Genomic DNA, 15,423 nt, shown 5'->3' with positions numbered 1-15,423 from the left:
ACTTAATTATGCGTACTGATTATCCCTTTAATATGGGTTGGAAATTTAAGGTCGGTAATAAAGTGGAAGCAAAGAAGTCCATTTGTACCGTTGACGAGTTAGCTGACGAAATAAACAAAATAGTAGGGAACGCTGAATTCTCTCAACAACTGGCTACCGAACTACTGGTTAAAGTCTTCACTGAAAAGAAGGAAACTTTAGAGGAATTTATGCAAAAACACAAAGATTTAGGCCCAGATAAACTTCAGAAGATTATTAACATAGCTAACTCCAAACTTCAAGGTGATCTGTAAGCATACACGATCCCTTTTTCACTCACTTTCACTTCATTTGCTATCCCCATCAATATACTCTTCACTGTTACGGAATTTAGCATTATGTTTGTGATCTCTTTAGATCCTGAAACTAAGTAAGTCACTTCTTCTGCCGTCCTCTCTTTATTGGTTATCAATTCCTTAATTTTTTGAACAAGTTTCAGATTAAATTGTATATTAAAATCTAATAATTCCTCCATTTTCTTTCTATTGTTATACACGGGACCATGAGAGATAACTACTTGTTCTACACCTTTTATTATCTCCTTTAAGGACTCAAGTGTGTCCGTAGCCTTCCAAAAGTCGCTGTAGAAAGGTACGCCGAAAGACTCTAAGACCTTTTGGCCGAAAAAGGAATCACCCGCATAAAGAACTCCCCCTAAGATATAACCAACTTGACCCGGCGTGTGCCCCTGCAATTTAACCTTTTCTACCTCAGTTTCACTGAACTCATCCCTTAAATCCTCTTTAACCAGATCAAAAGTAAAGTATCTATCTTCCTTAGAACTAAAGCCGTAAATCATACACCTCCTACCCATTAAAGTCAGAGACCAGTAGTCTTCTTTAGGTAGATACTTAATTTTCGCTTTTTTATCTAGTAACCCGGCAATGTGATCTGCGTGCCCATGGGTTGCAAGTTGAACTTCAGCGTTCAGTGTCAAGTTAGCGTTTTTCCCTCCTTGATCAACAACCACTCTTCCTTGGTAAACAAGGGTGTTAGGACTTCCCGGGATAACTTCAACGTCTTTATTTAGCTTCAATTTTCAGATCCCTCACGTTTGGTTCAACAACACTATAAACTCTTATTGCCTTTTCCAGTTCTTCCCTGGAAGTTGTTAGCATATGTGAATAAATGCCTATTATCTTCCTCATAATATCCAACGAATAGTACTTACTAGCAGAAGAAATTATCATTGCAGCTTCTTCCGGTTTTTCCCTGATCATTTTTATGCCCTCTGAATAAGCTTTGAGAACTTCAGAGGCATTAATTTTTGCATAAATTACGCATTGGGGTACTAAGTAACCTAACGTCTTCATCTCGTCTTCAAAGATCTCCCCTAATTTAACTTCTATCCCTACAAGACCTATTCCTTTTCCAGCTTCAGCCATTTTCACAGCCTCATCTGCAGTAGTGTTAATTACCTCATCAATTCCTCTTATAACAGCGTAAAGCCTTGCATTATAATCTGCTAGAGTCCCTTGCTTGATCGTGAAGATCTTTGAAGGCCTCTTAGTCTTATCTCCTATTAAAGAGTACATCCTGATGTAAACTCCCGCAACTATCGAATAGCCCTTTACATTAAGTTTCGCAACGTTAGTTATTGAGTCGAGAACTACTTCACTAAGTTGAGGATTTTCACAACTGTTTCTTAACTCGAATGAGGACTTTCCGCCGCTCAATACTTTATAAACCAATAGAGGGAACGATACCGGTCCGGCAAATGGTGCACTAACTATCATAAAAAATATTTGGCTTAATGACTATAAATATTGTATGCAAGTAGGAGAGACACTAGAAAAAGTATTTAAAGTTCTTCCAGAACATTCTGCATCGTCAATCTCTAGCGGTGCTGTTTATGTCCTTTCTACTCCATGTATGATAGGCTTTATGGAAGACGTTTCTTTCACTCTATCTCAAAAACACCTGGAACAAGGACTGACTACTGTAGGTTATCACGTAGACATAAAACACTTAGCACCTGCACCAGTAGGGGGCGAAGTAAGAGTGAGATCAACTCTTATTGAGATAAACAACAAGAGGTTAAAATTTAAGGTCGAAGCATATTATAAAGACGTCAAAATAGGGGAAGGAATTCACGAGAGAGTTATTGTAAACGAGAAGGAATTCATGGATAGAGTGTCGAAAACTTGATTTTTTAATTTCGAGATGTAGTGTAAACTCTATGAAATCCCTAGTCTTACACGGTAAAGGATCGTCGCCAGAGAAAGTAGAATGGTTAGCAAAACCTTTGCGCCAATTCGGAGAAGTAATAATACCTGAGTTCGAGATCGAGGCTAAAGAAGGTGTTCAAAAAGCTTTAACTTACGACTTTGACCTAATCGCAGGTCATTCTAGAGGAGGCTTAGTAGCTCTAATTGCTGCGGCTTTAAAGGGAAAAAGTGCCATAGCAGTTTCCGCCCCCTCGGATAGGAGAAAACAAAAGGAATACCTTTCGAAATTCCCGCCCGGCACTATTCAACGTAAGATATACGAGGACATAAAGAACTTACCTGAGGAGGAGTTAGAGTGGTACCCGTTAAAGTACGCTGACAGAATTAAAAATGCGCTGTTAATACACGGAGAGAATGACGACATAGTATTGAAAGAGCACTCGATTATTTTGTGCGATGAGATACGTAAATACGGAGGTAAATGTCAATTATATATAATAAAAGGAATGAAGCATTCGCCTCTAGGACAACACTACAACGAGATCTGGAAGATAATAACAGAGTGGGTTAAGGCGAATAACTATGCCTAAGACGGCTTCCCTGATAATATCTGAAGAAAACCCGACATTACCAAGGGACGTTAATTACCTCTACCCCGGGAGGTTTAATATCTTTAATATGAAGTTCTACCCCGGGCACGGTATAAGGAAGGACGAAATGGAAAGGATGTATAAAGAATTAAGCCAGATCAAACACGAAGTCGAAAAGAGCGACGTGATCTTCTATGCTAGATCTTACGGAGTCTTCTTCAAAAATCAGTGGGAAAGAATGAGGAAGTTCTTCTCCAAACCGACGATAATCGCAACAGAAGCGATTATAACTAGGCTCAGGGAGTTAGAAGCTAAAAAAATCTACTTGGTCACACCTTATAACCAGAGGAGGCATGACTACGAAATAAAGTGGCTTAAAGATTTCGGATTCGAAGTGATTGGTTCAATAGCCCTCGGAAGGACTGGAGGGAAGGAAATAGCGTCTACACCGCACGAACTCACGTTACAAGCCGTTAAGGTAGCTCAACAGTCTTCAGCTGATGCCGTTTACATCGCTTGTACCATTCTTTCTACTCTTCCAATACTTCAGGAAATGGAAGGCAGACTTCCCGTTATTACCGCTTCCGGTGCTATGTTTGAAGTCGCAAGGGAAAAGGAGTTGATTGATTTCTAACAATATCATTAAAAGATCCCTAGCCCACACGGTAAAAACTTTCTCTTTGGGCAAATCCGTAAATCCGTAAGGGTGTAAAACTCGCGACAAATTAGCGTAAATCTTGAGGAGGGAGTTAGGTTTCTTGCCCACCGTTTCGCAAGCTAGAGCTATTAACGCACTAGCTTTAGGCATTGCCAACGTGAAATACTTAGCCTCTTGTTTACAGTATTTACACTTTATATCCTCCTTGCCCTTCTTTTTCTTAAAACCTAGTTCTTTATACAATTCATGGATTGAAAGCGAATATCCATCCCATTTCAAATGTTTTTCACACACAGGTTTCCCGGCAAAATAGATAGTTATACCGTTGACCTCCCTGCCTCCAGTGAACTTCCTTATCCTAGTTAATCCTTCTCCTCCAGACCTAATTATAAAACCGTCATCGACTAGTTTGTGCCACTCCCTTCTCTCCAACGCTCTTTTGTAAGCCTCGGTAGTATTTTTCACAAAGACCGAAAGAGAGGCCCTCTCTATAAGAAACCTGTTATTTTCCTCAGCAGAGTGGAGATAACCGAGTATCGCGGTCTTGTAACCAGCCTTCATGGCGGTAACCATATCATCACTGAATAGAACGCTATTCAGTCTCGCACTTTCGTCAATAATTATTCTCTTTATTAATTTCCTGAAGGACTCGTCGCTAGGTGGAGCTTTAGTTATGGCTTCTATCGTTCCTGATGTGTTCTTTAGAAATTTAAGTATGTACTTATCCACGCATGTACTCATTGAATCACGGTTTAATATTTATTTACTAAATTACACAATAACTAGTTAATGATAGTGACACGAATTTAAGCCAAATTTTACAAAGAAAGGGGTTAAGGGGGGGGGGGGAGCCTCGCCAAGTGATGGATAGCCCCTTATAGAAAGTTTAAATGCTCCTTTGCCAAAATTTCTCTTAGTGACGCTAATGACGCTCTTCCCCAGCTCGATTGAGGGCTTAATGGGACTGTGGGAGGAGCAACCGTTATCTTCCTTATTCCTTCAAGGGACTAGAGCTTAGCAATGAAAGTCCCATCTTCACATGGGAGTGGTTCTCTGAGCCACTCGACTGCCCACCAGATGAGAGATGTAAACCCGAATCAATGGTGGGAACGATGAGCCCTCTGGGAGGGAACCCTCGACCCTTCCAGGGGGGGAAGCTTCCGGTATAAAAACTTTCCTTGAAAATTGAGCATAGTCCACACTACTTACGCCATGGAACCCGCTTTACTTACTAGCGTTAAACTGCTTATTATAGTACAATTAATTTATCTTTTGATACATCTATTCCTGCAACCGGGGGCCTCCAATTGTACTCACCCTTATGTTTTATTCGGGCTTTTTGCCCAACTTCCGGTCCGAGTTGGAGGCGGCCAAGCTCCCCATCGGGCTTTAAGCCCAAGGAGCGTCACGGCCTACACCCCAGTCAGATCTGTATTACCCAGATCTGACTAATATGTTTTATATAAGGAAGTCAGTTTAACGAAACCCACAGTGTGGAGCTAAGATAGTTTTGTTCGAGTTACTTCAACTCTACGATGTGCAGACTTAACGTAAAACGAAATAAGTGATTTATGGTTCTCCCGTAGCATTATTAATTGTTTATGAAAATTTAGTGAGAAATGTCCATTAACAGAAGGAATTAAAAGTAGTAGACCTGAGGCAGTTAAGACGAATCCTGAAACATAAAACCTTTAATAGGACAACTTTAAAAACTAACAAACAAATAGTCAACTCGTGGGTCTGTTTAGGAGGAATTCTGATAAGACTATTGACAAGAAAAGCAGCCAAGTTAAAATATTATTTACAAGTGACATTCACGGTTCCGATATTGTATTCAAAAAGTTTCTCAATGCCGGACTTCAATTCAAAGTTGACGCCTTTATAATTGGCGGAGATCTGGCAGGAAAAGCACTTTACGCAATTATTGACCTTGGAAACGGCAAATACAGAATAGAAGAAAAAGAGGTAGGAAAAGAAGGTTTAGCGCAATTAACAGAGGAAATTAGAAAGAGAGGGGAATATTACACTATAGTTAGTGAAAAAGAGTACGAGGAAATGCAGTATAATAAAGACCTCGTAAACCAGAAGTTTAAGGAGGCTATGGAGAGTGTTGTGAGAGGTTGGATGAAGATTGCGGAGGAAAAGCTCAAAGGGGCTAACATTCCTATTTATGTGAACCTAGGGAATGATGATCCAGAATATTTATTTCGAGTAATAGAGGAGTCTGATATAATGAAGAGATGCGAAGGAGAAATAATCGACATAGGAGGACATGAGATGATCTCGTACGGTTATGTAAACCCTACACCTTGGAAAACACCAAGAGAGAAGGACGAGAACTCGTTATATAAAGACTTGAAGGAAATGGCTGATAAGATAAAAGACCAGAGCAAGGCAATATATAACCTTCATGCTCCCCCTTATAATACTCATCTTGACAACGCGCCGTTACTCGACTCGAATCTGAAACCAGTAGTAAAGGGAGGAGAGATCGTGTTTACTCATGTAGGTTCTATAAGTGTTAGAAGAATAATCGAGGAATATCAACCGTTAGTTGGGCTCCACGGTCACATTCATGAGTCTAAGGGCTTCGATAAATTGGGCAGGACTATGATATTTAACCCAGGGAGTGAATACAGCGAGGGAATTCTTCACTCCTTGTACCTAGTACTTGAGGGAGACAAAGTAAAGACCTATATGTTTAGGCATGGGTAATTAAGTAATGCTAGAAAAGGAATTATATACATGTTATCTTCTACTTTTTGTAATCCCAATAACGTCGTAACGAAGTCCCTATCTTTTAGTTCATCAAACAAAGATTGCGTAGGTAAACTCAAGTTATAAAGCTCAGAATAAGCTACATTCTCTACTTTCTTCCTGCTATTCTTCGCTTTAAATAGTCTGAAGAGTCAAAATGGAAAGAATTAATGTCAATAACAATAAGTTACCACTCAATAAATATAAAATAGCAAGTAAATAAGTAGAATTTCTTCTTAGCTTAAAATTTTAAAAAATAGAAATAGGACGCTAATTCCACCTTTACCAAGCTTTAGTTATGTTAACACCATCTACATACACATACGGCGAGATAGTAGGTATAGGTGCGTCCCACCACCTCACACTATATTTATCCTTTCCGAGTCCTTTGACATTCTTCATCAAGTTAGGGAAGGAGTCAGATATTCTTATTCTACCAGCAACACCTTGCGGTTTACCTTCTTTATAATATACTATTGCATCCCTGCCTACAGTTGAAAATGTTCCTTCATAATAGTTCTGAAACCTGGTATACCAATTGTTATTAAGAAAGATCACTTCTTTGCTACTCGCCAATAACGAGTCCAGAGATTGGTCTCCCGAGTTAATCTCGAAAGAATAAGCAATGGGATATATTAACCCTGCATTACCGGTACTCTTTTCTCCGAAAATCTGGGCTAACTCGTTGTTAAACAACAGCGAATTAAATACCCCGTCCTTAATTATCTCCTTATCTCTGGTATAGGTAGCCTCATCATCGAATTCTGCAATCCTACCCTTTCTGGGGACGTCGGATATTGTGAGAAGTTCACTGGCTACTTTCTCACCCTTTTTATATTTAGCGAGGAAGGATGACGCTGTCATTACGCTGAAAGCTGAAGCGAAGTCAGCAAAGAACACCATGAAATTAGCCACCACCAGAGGTGAGAGAACAACGTTATACTTTCCGTCGTCTATCCTCACTTTACCAGTTATTGAAGCGAACTCATTAGCCTTTTTCAGGGTTTCGTTAAACTCCTTAAGCGAGTCAGAGAAAAATGCCCACTGACCGCTATACTCACCGTTAAAAGACCTCGCATAACCGTCAGCCCTTATTCTGGTCTCCGTTCCTTTAAACCCCTTGTTCGTCATAAGCTCAGTCGTCGTCTCATAAACGTTCACTATCCCAGAACTCGGAAACTCTGACTTCGCCAACACTGAATCTATAAAACTTACGTCTTGTCCTTCTATCACAGACCTTAACTCAGCGTTATCCTCTTTTACTTTCACTTCACCATCGTTTTCAGTCAATTGCGGGACTATATCGCTCTCAACAGTGTAATTAAATCCCTCTTTTACTCCCGTAATTATCTTATCCAGTTCTTCCTCTCCAGAGAAAGTATAGGAGTAAAATCTCTTACCTTTGACTACAGAGACAGAATATTCAACTTCATTTAACCTCTGGACTTCCGCTATTTCGCTTAAAACAAACTTTACAATTAACCTCTTAGTCTTAACTTTCTTTATTATTACACTGTCAAATCCCTTAAGACCGTCAAGTATTTTCTCCAGTTCCACGGTTACTCACCCCTTACCTTTACGGTTATATTCCTCGCCCTCATGTTAGGTCCACCAAACCACACGGGGATCGGTTGATCAGGGTCCCCTTTCCCACAAGTCCCTCTATAAAAGGAGAGAGTATTGTCCACCGCGTCTATCGAAGACAGAAGCTCAAAAGTAGTAGTCTCTAAAACGGGGAAGAGAAGTGGCTCCCCAATCTCCCCGTTTTTAATCTCATAAGCCTCAAGCCCTACGTATCTCTCCCCTACCCTCAAATCATCAATATTCCACTCCATATAAGATTTGAAGTAAACCCCATCCTTTACGTCCTCTATCAACTCCTCAAAAGTAAAGTCGCCAGGTTTAAAGAACGTATTCGACATCCTTACTAGGGGTTCTCTGTCATACGCTGAAGCCCTTGCAGATCCGTTACTGTTAACACCGAACTTATAAGCAGAGAACCTATCCTGAAGAAGCTCATTAATTACTCCTTCCTTTATGAGATATTTAGGTCTTGCTTCTATCCCCTCGTCATCTATAAGGTAGTAACCAGAACTACCGTAGATCGTAGGATCGTCTATTACAGTGACTTTATCGCTAGCTATCTTCTCTCCGAAATTCTTCCCTACTAAATAACTCAGCCCAGCTTGTGCTCCCTCCCTCCCTAAAATCCTGTCCGCTTCGAAGGGATGACCTACGGACTCATGGACAATTATCCCCGCTAACTGATTACTCAGGATTACGTCTTTTCTACTTGGCGTTACCGCTTTTCCTTTTTCCAGAACTCTATCAACTGACTCCAAAGTGCTCAGGAGGAATTCCTCAAGGTTCCAATTTTTAACGATTTCAAACCCTCCGCTACCTCCTAGATCTCCATTAGCAATAGTCGCGGATCTTTCGCCGTTCTTCAACGTTATAGAAAAGTACAGACTGACCCTAGGCACATAACCCTTTACTTTAACACCGTCCTCAAAAATTATCTCCTTTTCCTCCTTTGACTCCGTGTAATAGAAATTAACTGAGACAACCTTAGACTTAAGGTTCTTATCTGAGTAGATTAATTTAGAGAGGTCTACTAAGAGTTTGACCTTCTCTTCAGTCGATATGTTGTCTAATTTTATTTTCTCTTTTACTGAATACTCTCCGCCAACCCTTTTATCAGAAGAAATTCCTTTCTCCCAACTCCTAAACCGTAAACCTTTTAGTTCTAGACCTTCAGGAGTAGGTGAAGAAGAGAATAGAAGAGATGAACCGTCAAAAGCCCTAACACTGTACCCTCTTTTAGACCATTTGTAAAGACCACTAGGTTTTCCATTAACTATCGCTATATTAAGATAAGAATTAGATTGGTATCTGAGCTCTATCTCCTTAAAGGTTGAAAAATTTCGTAGCAAATACTCCATAGTATAACTAATATGCCTAAACCTAAAAATCTAAAGTAATAAAGCAAAGCACAAATAGATATAATAGAAAACAGATAAGGTCTTAAAAAGATTTATTGTTATTATTTATTTAATTTTAATTACTATATTTTTACTTAAATTATCTAACACTAACTTATTTCTTTTCCTTTTCTTCTTCTTTCGCTTCTATTTCTTCTTCTTTCGCTTCTACTGTTTCCTCTTTTTCTTGTTTAGCAGACTCAGGTAAGGTTGCTAATAATTCGGAGTATGCCACCTCACCGTGCATTGCGTAATCTCCTACAGCAAGCTCAGTGGGTTTGGCTTGAAGCGGTATGAACAGACCTATGAGTTTCAACAGACCGAACGTCATTGTGAAATCATATGCAAATACTACTGCAACTCCTAACGCTTGAACAGCCAATTGGTACCAGTTACCATAGAGTGCACCAGTTAAGCCTGGATCTACGTACTGTGTGACATTAGGGTCTGCAAATACACCAGTAAGTAAACCACCAAGTATTCCAGCAATCCCGTGTGTGGAAAAGACTCCTAATGTGTCGTCTACCTTTAGTTTAGGCTCTAATTTGTATAAGGCAAGCCATGGTACCGTTCCAGACGCAATTCCTATCGCCATTGCCTCCCAACCATTCACGTATCCTGCTGCTGACGTTATAGCTACTAAACCAGTGATTGCACCTGAAGTAGCACCTACTAACGTTGGCTTCTTGAAGAATTTCATATCCATAAGCATCCATGCTATGGCACTTGCTGCAGTAGCTATGTTAGTGTTTAATACAGCTATCGCAGCATCTATTGTAGCTCCTCCGGGGTCACCACCGTTAAATCCGTCCCATCCTAGCCATATAAGCCCCGCACCTGCCAAGACTAAAGGTAAACTGTGAGCCTCTAACTTTCTCTCACTAGCTAATCTAGAACCTACAGCTAATGCAGCAGCTAGAGCACCCACACCAGCATCTACATGAATTACATAACCTCCACTGAAGTCTACAGCCCCTAACTGGTTTAGCCAACCTCCTGCGAATAACCAATACGCTACGGGGCTGTAAACCAGTAAAGACCATAGAGGTACAAACACCATCCATGCCTTAAAGTTCATTCTTTCGATAATACCACCAGCGAGTAATATTGGGGTTATGGCAGCGAAGACAAACTGGAAAAATATGAAGGTCGATGTAGGTATATCAACTGGAGCACCCCCTGGTCCGAAGACTGTCTGGTGAGCTTCATAACTACCTAACCAAGCCGGTAACGGATAACCCAAAATACCGTATTTTCCAACGTGAATAAATGCAGGATAACCGAAACCTGCATTATAACCAGCGATCATCCAAACTATTAGGACAGCAGCAAATGCATAAAACACCATTAAAGCGGAATTAACAGCGTACTTCTTCTTAGAAAGGCCTGCATAGTAGAGTGCAACACCAGGAACACTTTGAAGACCTACGAATGTAGCCGCCGTGAGCATCCACGCATTACTTCCGGTGTCAAGCCAAGATGGTACCGCTGCAGAAGGATAGTCTGCAGTGTGATTCTCTAAAGCTAAAATGGATTGGTTTAAAGATTGAATTTCAGCTGTAATATTGCTAGTGGTTTGTGCTGAAGACGAATGTGAAAAAGCTATTACTAAAATTGTTAAACTTAAGATTATTGTTAACTTAATTAAGCCCTTTTCATCGAACCAGACCTTTTTAGGCATCAAAACCTATTAAACTTAAATTGGTTTTAAACATTTCTGAGATTTACACTTAAAGTTTTTAATTTTTTATTGACAAACAAGAAAACAGTTAAGATATTGTCAATTATAAACTAGTTGGACTTTATGAATATTTTTTATTTCAAATGTATTATCTAAAAAAATTCTCATTGAAAAGTTTAAACCTTATAAGAAGTCCTCTCAGAATGCCGTTTCCAAATCCTAATAACAGCAACCAATATAATCATGTGAAAATAGAGTTATACTATGCAAAAAACATATACAGGGAGATACGTAAATATACCGTTATTAGTCCAAGAGATAAATAACCTGTTCTTAAGCGAAGGTTGGGAAAGCCAAGTCCAACAATTATCAATGGGAATGATACAACCAACTATGCCACAATATGCGGATTACGAGATAAGGGCTATAAAAAGAGGACATTTTCACCGCGTAGAAACCGTAATTGTAAGGGTTAAGGGTTATCCTAACGATTTCACCATAATTGTAGAAGAAGAGCATATAGGACCCATTGGTAGAGAATTGATTAACAGAAGATTATTCGGTAACATAGATAAACAGATAAACGACGGTCTCTTTGACATGCAAATGCCCATGGGAATGCAAATGGGACCACAGCCTGGAACGATGCAATCACCAATGGGACAACCAACACCTCAACAGCCAATGCCTCAAACACAAATAAGATGCCCCCAGTGCGGATATATGAACCCACCCGGAGCTAAGTTCTGCTTAAATTGCGGAACAAAGTTAGTGTAAAGAAATTAAATAAAGGCGGGGATAATATTTTTCTTTTTGTTTAATCGTTCAGATGTATTTAGCTGTCTCCTCAGCTTCCTTCTTATCTATTTCTCTGTAAGTTAACCACCATGCATAGCCTTTATATTGCCCTAACCTCAGCTTAGCGTCTTTAACAGTTCTTGGAGGAGGATTCAACACGTTATCACCAATTATCTCGTTCTTAGGCCAATTTGCCGGCATAACAGCTCCGGTCTTGTCTATTAACTGTAAAGCTTTTATACTCCTCAGGATCTCGTTAATATTTCTTCCCAACTCGAGGGGATAATACATTATAAGCCTCACTGTGCTCTTGTCGTCAATCATGAATACTGCCCTTACTGTAGATGTGGATGACTCGGCATGAATCATTCCTAGTCTTTTTGCAACTCTGCCCATAGGGTCTGCTATTATAGGGAAAGGTATCTCCACCTTCAGAGTACTTTCTATCCAGTTAACCCATTCTATGTGGCTGATATTAGTATCTACGGAAAGACCTATTAGTTCTGTATTTAACTTCTTAAACTCTTCATACTTTTTAGCAAAAGACACGAACTCGGTAGTACATACGGGTGTAAAGTCTCCAGGGTGGCTAAATAACACAAACCATTTACCCTTGTATTGGTCTGGTAGCTTTATTCTTCCATGAGTTGTTTCAACCTCTAGTTCAGGAAACTTTTCACCTATTAAAGGCATTCTAAATTCTTCTTCCATTTTTCTTTTACCTACATTAAATTAGACTTAGTACTATTTAAAATTTATGATTATTTCTAATTTGAAGTTATTCCGATTTAAAGCTTCTTTATAAGATTGGCTTATGAACAATCTTAATAAAAGAGGAGTGTAATAACACCCTGAAATGAAAGGAGCTATAGTAGCTATCGTAATCCTACTGATATTGGCAGGTGCTACATATTACCTCTACAGTAACGGGTACTTCTACACCGTTAACGTACAAGGCATTTACGTGGAATACCAGAACAGTTTCCTGATCAATACGATCCACACGTCGTATAGTAACTCTTCCTTAACTCTCCACGGCGGTCAAACCTTTGTTATAACGCTGACTATGGCAAATAACGGCTTGTTACCCACTGAAATAACCGGGATTAACGTATCAGCTCCGTTCACTCTTTTGAGTGTATCGCCATCCTTACCAACCACAATAGACCACGGACAGAGTATGAGCTTCACCTTGACTATAAAGGCACCTATAAAATCCTACACTGGATCATTACAAATCTACGTTAATGGTACCAAGACATTATGATTAAATTCCAACATTAAAAATTAACATTTAATAAAAATTTAAGATAATTAAAATCTTTTTTCAAACGAGTAAATACCTGATTGTTAATTTATAATATAGCGGATTTTTAAAATGTTACAGATATTATTTCTATATAGATTTAGCTGACCGGAGATAGCCCAAAGGAGTAATTCTAACGGATAATACGAAAGTGGGGAAATACCATAACGAATTCTATTTTTCTTCAAAGTTAATGCTAAAGACTTATCTTATTTAAGATGTAAATCTAATCTATTTTAACAGTTATTTTATATCTTTTTAAATACTAACTATTATCTTTTAATAGAATTCACTCTAAACTATAGACAAAGTGAATTCTTGGAATGAATTAGGATATCGCGTATTTACAATTTCATAAATACTATTTGTAAAATAATATATTTTTTATGTATATATATTGATGTAGAATATTTAATACTAATAAGATATAGCAATCGTGGGCTAGCCCAAACTGGTCAAACTTACTGGGTATTATCTACAGTGTTATTACCCTATATATACGATCTCCTTTCTACATATGAATGCCGTGAGTTTTATATGTAAGTGATGTAAAGGACAGAAATAAAAAGCGTACCGCATTTTGTAAATCAAAGAGTTCTTATTAAGGTAAAGATATATTTACGATTAACACTTATTCAGCTGTAATGTTCAGACAAGAAAAACGACGGAGCTACTAATACAGTAATGCTTTATAACTTTCTCTAGTGATTGTAACTCATGGCTATCATTGTAAGAAAAGTACACAAGAAAAACGATGGAGGAATAGTGTGGATCTCAATCGACGAAGTACCACCCATTATTAAAGATACTAGCGTAGTAGACGGTGCTTTCTTTGTACGCATAGCAGATGACAAAGGAGACAAGGTAATTAGGTTGACAGACCAAGAGGCGTTAGACATAGCGTATAGAATCATAGAAGCTTACAAGAGACACGTCAACGAGTACCCTAAGCTGAACCAGAGAGCTTATGAAGAGTATAAAAAGAGAAATCCTGAAGAAACGGATTCCTATGAAGACCTTGAGTAAATGAAAATGTTTTTTCATTTTGATGAAAAAATTTTTAATATAGTAAATTCTAAATAATCATATGGTTTGGAAAGAATTAATGGATGAAATGAAGAAAAACGTGAAGGAGATGATAGAGACTGGAAAAGAAGTCGGAAAAGCGTCAATGTCTGCAGCAGCAGGTGTAACTAAAGATACAATGGAAGTAGGGAAAGACGTAGTAAAGGCCTCAATGGAAGTAGGGAAAGAAGCGGAAAAGGAGTTTAAAGGGACTGTGAAGGAAGCTATAAACCACACTAAAGATGTAACTGGGACGCTGACTGAAGGAATAAAGGACGCAATGAAGGGACCTATTAGAGAAATGAAAAAGTTAGGAGGAAAAGACGAAGAGCAACAAAAGCAGTAAGCCTAATACCCTGCCCTTTTTAAGTTAAAGGGAAATCTCTCTAGCTTATATGCAGAGTCCCAGAACATGTACTCAAATATCGAAGCAGTTCTGAAATGCCTCATCATATTCTCCTCTTGTTCCTTAGTCACCTCAAATCCATCTATGATTTGAATAACAGCTCTGACTCCCTTTTCGTACTCCTCTCCGCCATAAGTGTCTATCCACTTCTGGTAAAACTTGTTAGCACTGCCCATCCTCTTCAACTCCTTTCCCACCTCCATGTATATCCAATAACAAGGGAGAACTGCTGCTACCCCCTCATAAAAGGGTCTCGAGTATACTACAGATATTAAATAGGACGTATATAAGAGGTTAGTAGGCGAGACCTCATATTCCTCGGGGTTTATTCCCCACTCTTTTGTAAATCCTTGGTGAAGCACCCTCTCCGCATCGAGAGCGTGAGTTACGTGAGTTGCGAATAACTCTCTTTCCTCTGATTTCTCAGCCTTAGCGGAAAGGAGGGCTAATGCCTTAGCGAATTCCTTCAAATAATGATAGTCCTGAATAATATAATACTTAAACTTTTCAAGAGGTAAAGAGCCATCTGTGAGACCCTTTATAAAAGGGTGAGTTAGGATACCTTCATAAACGTCTCTTATGCCAGACCAGAGTTCGTCAGACCTCATATTATTACCATCATTCTTCACCTATTTTTCTTTTTTCAGTTAAACTAGAGCATTGTTAATCTCATTAAAGTGAGTGTAATAAATTCGTTATTCTAGCTCTATGTTTATTAAATTGCCACAATTTCTCTCCTTTTTCATTTATTTTTATTAGAAGGAGTTTAGATGTCTTGGTTATATCTTCCAACATCCGAGACCAAGGAATACTCAAGGTGTGTATTACTTTCAAATCACGTTATGAATGTCTTTACCCTTATTTCAAGTGGAAGTGACGTCTTTATTGTTCTCTTTATAGGAACTATATAATACAGTGTAAAGTTAACTGCGACTTAACTGCACAAATTAACGGGGCTTACATCACTCCATAAC

At 38.9% G+C, this 15,423-nt stretch carries 17 protein-coding genes and 1 pseudogene; 10 read left to right on the top strand and 8 right to left on the bottom strand.

The genetic code is table 11. The features are described from left to right. Nucleotides 1-32: 32 nt before the first annotated feature. Nucleotides 33-293, top strand: coding sequence for a hypothetical protein (locus WIW52_RS05815; protein WP_337709206.1), 261 nt, complete (start codon nt 33-35; stop codon nt 291-293). Here the strand turns inward: WIW52_RS05815 and WIW52_RS05810 are convergent. Continuing rightward, nucleotides 278-1,075 carry an MBL fold metallo-hydrolase gene (locus WIW52_RS05810; RefSeq protein WP_337709205.1) on the bottom strand — a complete coding sequence of 266 codons (798 nt, stop codon included), beginning with the start codon at nt 1,073-1,075 and terminating at the stop codon, nt 278-280. The genes WIW52_RS05815 and WIW52_RS05810 overlap by 16 nt on opposite strands. After that, nucleotides 1,062-1,775, bottom strand: a complete 714-nt coding sequence (locus WIW52_RS05805) for a DUF3834 domain-containing protein (protein ID WP_337709204.1) — start codon at nt 1,773-1,775, stop codon at nt 1,062-1,064. Before WIW52_RS05805 ends, WIW52_RS05810 begins: the two co-directional genes overlap by 14 nt. A gap of 34 nt (nt 1,776-1,809) precedes the next feature. On the opposite strand from WIW52_RS05805, the gene WIW52_RS05800 reads away from it, so the two are divergent. The 5 genes and pseudogenes from WIW52_RS05800 (at nt 1,810) to WIW52_RS05780 (ending at nt 6,170) form a co-directional block, all read left to right on the top strand. Then, entirely contained in the window at nt 1,810-2,187 is a 378-nt protein-coding gene (locus WIW52_RS05800) for a thioesterase family protein (RefSeq protein ID WP_337709203.1), read from the top strand. A 31-nt stretch (nt 2,188-2,218) separates the two neighbouring features. Next, nucleotides 2,219-2,797, top strand: coding sequence for an alpha/beta hydrolase family protein (locus WIW52_RS05795; protein WP_337709202.1), 579 nt, complete (start codon nt 2,219-2,221; stop codon nt 2,795-2,797). After that, nucleotides 2,790-3,431: a maleate cis-trans isomerase gene (locus WIW52_RS05790; RefSeq protein ID WP_337702871.1), complete on the top strand. Its 642-nt coding sequence runs from the start codon at nt 2,790-2,792 to the stop codon at nt 3,429-3,431. The genes WIW52_RS05795 and WIW52_RS05790 overlap by 8 nt, the downstream gene beginning before the upstream one ends. Before the next feature lie 940 nt (nt 3,432-4,371). After that, nucleotides 4,372-4,624, top strand: a pseudogene (locus tag WIW52_RS05785) (hypothetical protein). A gap of 565 nt (nt 4,625-5,189) precedes the next feature. Next, nucleotides 5,190-6,170, top strand: coding sequence for a metallophosphoesterase family protein (locus tag WIW52_RS05780; protein ID WP_337702873.1), 981 nt, complete (start codon nt 5,190-5,192; stop codon nt 6,168-6,170). On the opposite strand, the gene WIW52_RS05775 is transcribed toward WIW52_RS05780, so the two are convergent. The 4 genes from WIW52_RS05775 to WIW52_RS05760 form a co-directional block, all read right to left on the bottom strand. Next, nucleotides 6,149-6,271, bottom strand: coding sequence for a hypothetical protein (locus WIW52_RS05775; RefSeq protein ID WP_337709201.1), 123 nt, complete (start codon nt 6,269-6,271; stop codon nt 6,149-6,151). The two genes, WIW52_RS05780 and WIW52_RS05775, sit on opposite strands and share 22 nt — an antisense overlap. A gap of 223 nt (nt 6,272-6,494) precedes the next feature. Further along, nucleotides 6,495-7,769, bottom strand: coding sequence for a TldD/PmbA family protein (locus WIW52_RS05770; RefSeq protein WP_337709200.1), 1,275 nt, complete (start codon nt 7,767-7,769; stop codon nt 6,495-6,497). Nucleotides 7,770-7,771: 2 nt separating this feature from the next. Next, on the bottom strand, nt 7,772-9,154 hold the full coding sequence (locus WIW52_RS05765; RefSeq protein WP_337709199.1) for a TldD/PmbA family protein: 1,383 nt from the start codon (nt 9,152-9,154) through the stop codon (nt 7,772-7,774). 154 nt (nt 9,155-9,308) lie between these two features. After that, nucleotides 9,309-10,874, bottom strand: a complete 1,566-nt coding sequence (locus WIW52_RS05760; protein WP_337709198.1) for an ammonium transporter — start codon at nt 10,872-10,874, stop codon at nt 9,309-9,311. Between the two features lie 264 nt (nt 10,875-11,138). Between WIW52_RS05760 and WIW52_RS05755 the strand changes: the two genes are divergently transcribed. Next, on the top strand, nt 11,139-11,651 hold the full coding sequence (locus WIW52_RS05755) for a zinc ribbon domain-containing protein (protein ID WP_337709196.1): 513 nt from the start codon (nt 11,139-11,141) through the stop codon (nt 11,649-11,651). A gap of 48 nt (nt 11,652-11,699) precedes the next feature. On the opposite strand, the gene WIW52_RS05750 is transcribed toward WIW52_RS05755, so the two are convergent. Next, complete coding sequence (locus WIW52_RS05750) at nt 11,700-12,383, bottom strand: peroxiredoxin (RefSeq protein WP_337709194.1); 684 nt, start codon at nt 12,381-12,383, stop codon at nt 11,700-11,702. Between the two features lie 145 nt (nt 12,384-12,528). On the opposite strand from WIW52_RS05750, the gene WIW52_RS05745 reads away from it, so the two are divergent. The 3 genes from WIW52_RS05745 to WIW52_RS05735 all read left to right on the top strand — a co-directional run bounded on the left by WIW52_RS05745 (nt 12,529) and on the right by WIW52_RS05735 (nt 14,389). Next, complete coding sequence (locus WIW52_RS05745; protein WP_337709192.1) at nt 12,529-12,939, top strand: hypothetical protein; 411 nt, start codon at nt 12,529-12,531, stop codon at nt 12,937-12,939. Between the two features lie 756 nt (nt 12,940-13,695). Continuing rightward, nucleotides 13,696-14,004: a hypothetical protein gene (locus WIW52_RS05740; protein WP_443295561.1), complete on the top strand. Its 309-nt coding sequence runs from the start codon at nt 13,696-13,698 to the stop codon at nt 14,002-14,004. Nucleotides 14,005-14,065: 61 nt separating this feature from the next. Continuing rightward, the gene (locus WIW52_RS05735) at nt 14,066-14,389 is read left to right on the top strand and encodes a hypothetical protein (protein WP_337709191.1); all 324 of its coding nucleotides are present in this window, start codon (nt 14,066-14,068) and stop codon (nt 14,387-14,389) included. Nucleotides 14,390-14,391: 2 nt separating this feature from the next. Here the strand turns inward: WIW52_RS05735 and tenA are convergent, their stop codons facing one another. Continuing rightward, complete coding sequence (tenA, locus tag WIW52_RS05730) at nt 14,392-15,057, bottom strand: thiaminase II (RefSeq protein WP_337709189.1); 666 nt, start codon at nt 15,055-15,057, stop codon at nt 14,392-14,394. Between the last annotated feature and the right edge of the window lie 366 nt (nt 15,058-15,423).

Origin of the sequence: Stygiolobus sp. RP850M, from assembly GCF_037389295.1 — an archaeon.
Taxonomy (GTDB): domain Archaea; phylum Thermoproteota; class Thermoprotei_A; order Sulfolobales; family Sulfolobaceae; genus Stygiolobus.
The sequence above is the reverse complement of the archived record's forward strand: the minus strand, read 5'-3'. Positions and strand labels throughout refer to the sequence as shown.

Excerpts from the sequence above, each read along its gene's own strand:
- WIW52_RS05740 (WP_443295561.1), top strand. The coding sequence starts at position 13,696 with ATGGCTATCATTGTAAGAAAAGTACACAAGAAAAACGATGGAGGAATA.
- WIW52_RS05735 (WP_337709191.1), top strand. The coding sequence starts at position 14,066 with ATGGTTTGGAAAGAATTAATGGATGAAATGAAGAAAAACGTGAAGGAG.
- WIW52_RS05805 (WP_337709204.1), bottom strand. The coding sequence starts at position 1,775 with ATGATAGTTAGTGCACCATTTGCCGGACCGGTATCGTTCCCTCTATTG.
- WIW52_RS05760 (WP_337709198.1), bottom strand. The coding sequence starts at position 10,874 with ATGCCTAAAAAGGTCTGGTTCGATGAAAAGGGCTTAATTAAGTTAACA.
- WIW52_RS05815 (WP_337709206.1), top strand. The coding sequence starts at position 33 with ATGGGTTGGAAATTTAAGGTCGGTAATAAAGTGGAAGCAAAGAAGTCC.
- WIW52_RS05800 (WP_337709203.1), top strand. The coding sequence starts at position 1,810 with ATGCAAGTAGGAGAGACACTAGAAAAAGTATTTAAAGTTCTTCCAGAA.
- WIW52_RS05755 (WP_337709196.1), top strand. The coding sequence starts at position 11,139 with ATGCAAAAAACATATACAGGGAGATACGTAAATATACCGTTATTAGTC.
- WIW52_RS05750 (WP_337709194.1), bottom strand. The coding sequence starts at position 12,383 with ATGGAAGAAGAATTTAGAATGCCTTTAATAGGTGAAAAGTTTCCTGAA.
- WIW52_RS05795 (WP_337709202.1), top strand. The coding sequence starts at position 2,219 with ATGAAATCCCTAGTCTTACACGGTAAAGGATCGTCGCCAGAGAAAGTA.
- WIW52_RS05790 (WP_337702871.1), top strand. The coding sequence starts at position 2,790 with ATGCCTAAGACGGCTTCCCTGATAATATCTGAAGAAAACCCGACATTA.
- WIW52_RS05765 (WP_337709199.1), bottom strand. The coding sequence starts at position 9,154 with ATGGAGTATTTGCTACGAAATTTTTCAACCTTTAAGGAGATAGAGCTC.
- tenA (WP_337709189.1), bottom strand. The coding sequence starts at position 15,057 with ATGAGGTCTGACGAACTCTGGTCTGGCATAAGAGACGTTTATGAAGGT.
- WIW52_RS05745 (WP_337709192.1), top strand. The coding sequence starts at position 12,529 with ATGAAAGGAGCTATAGTAGCTATCGTAATCCTACTGATATTGGCAGGT.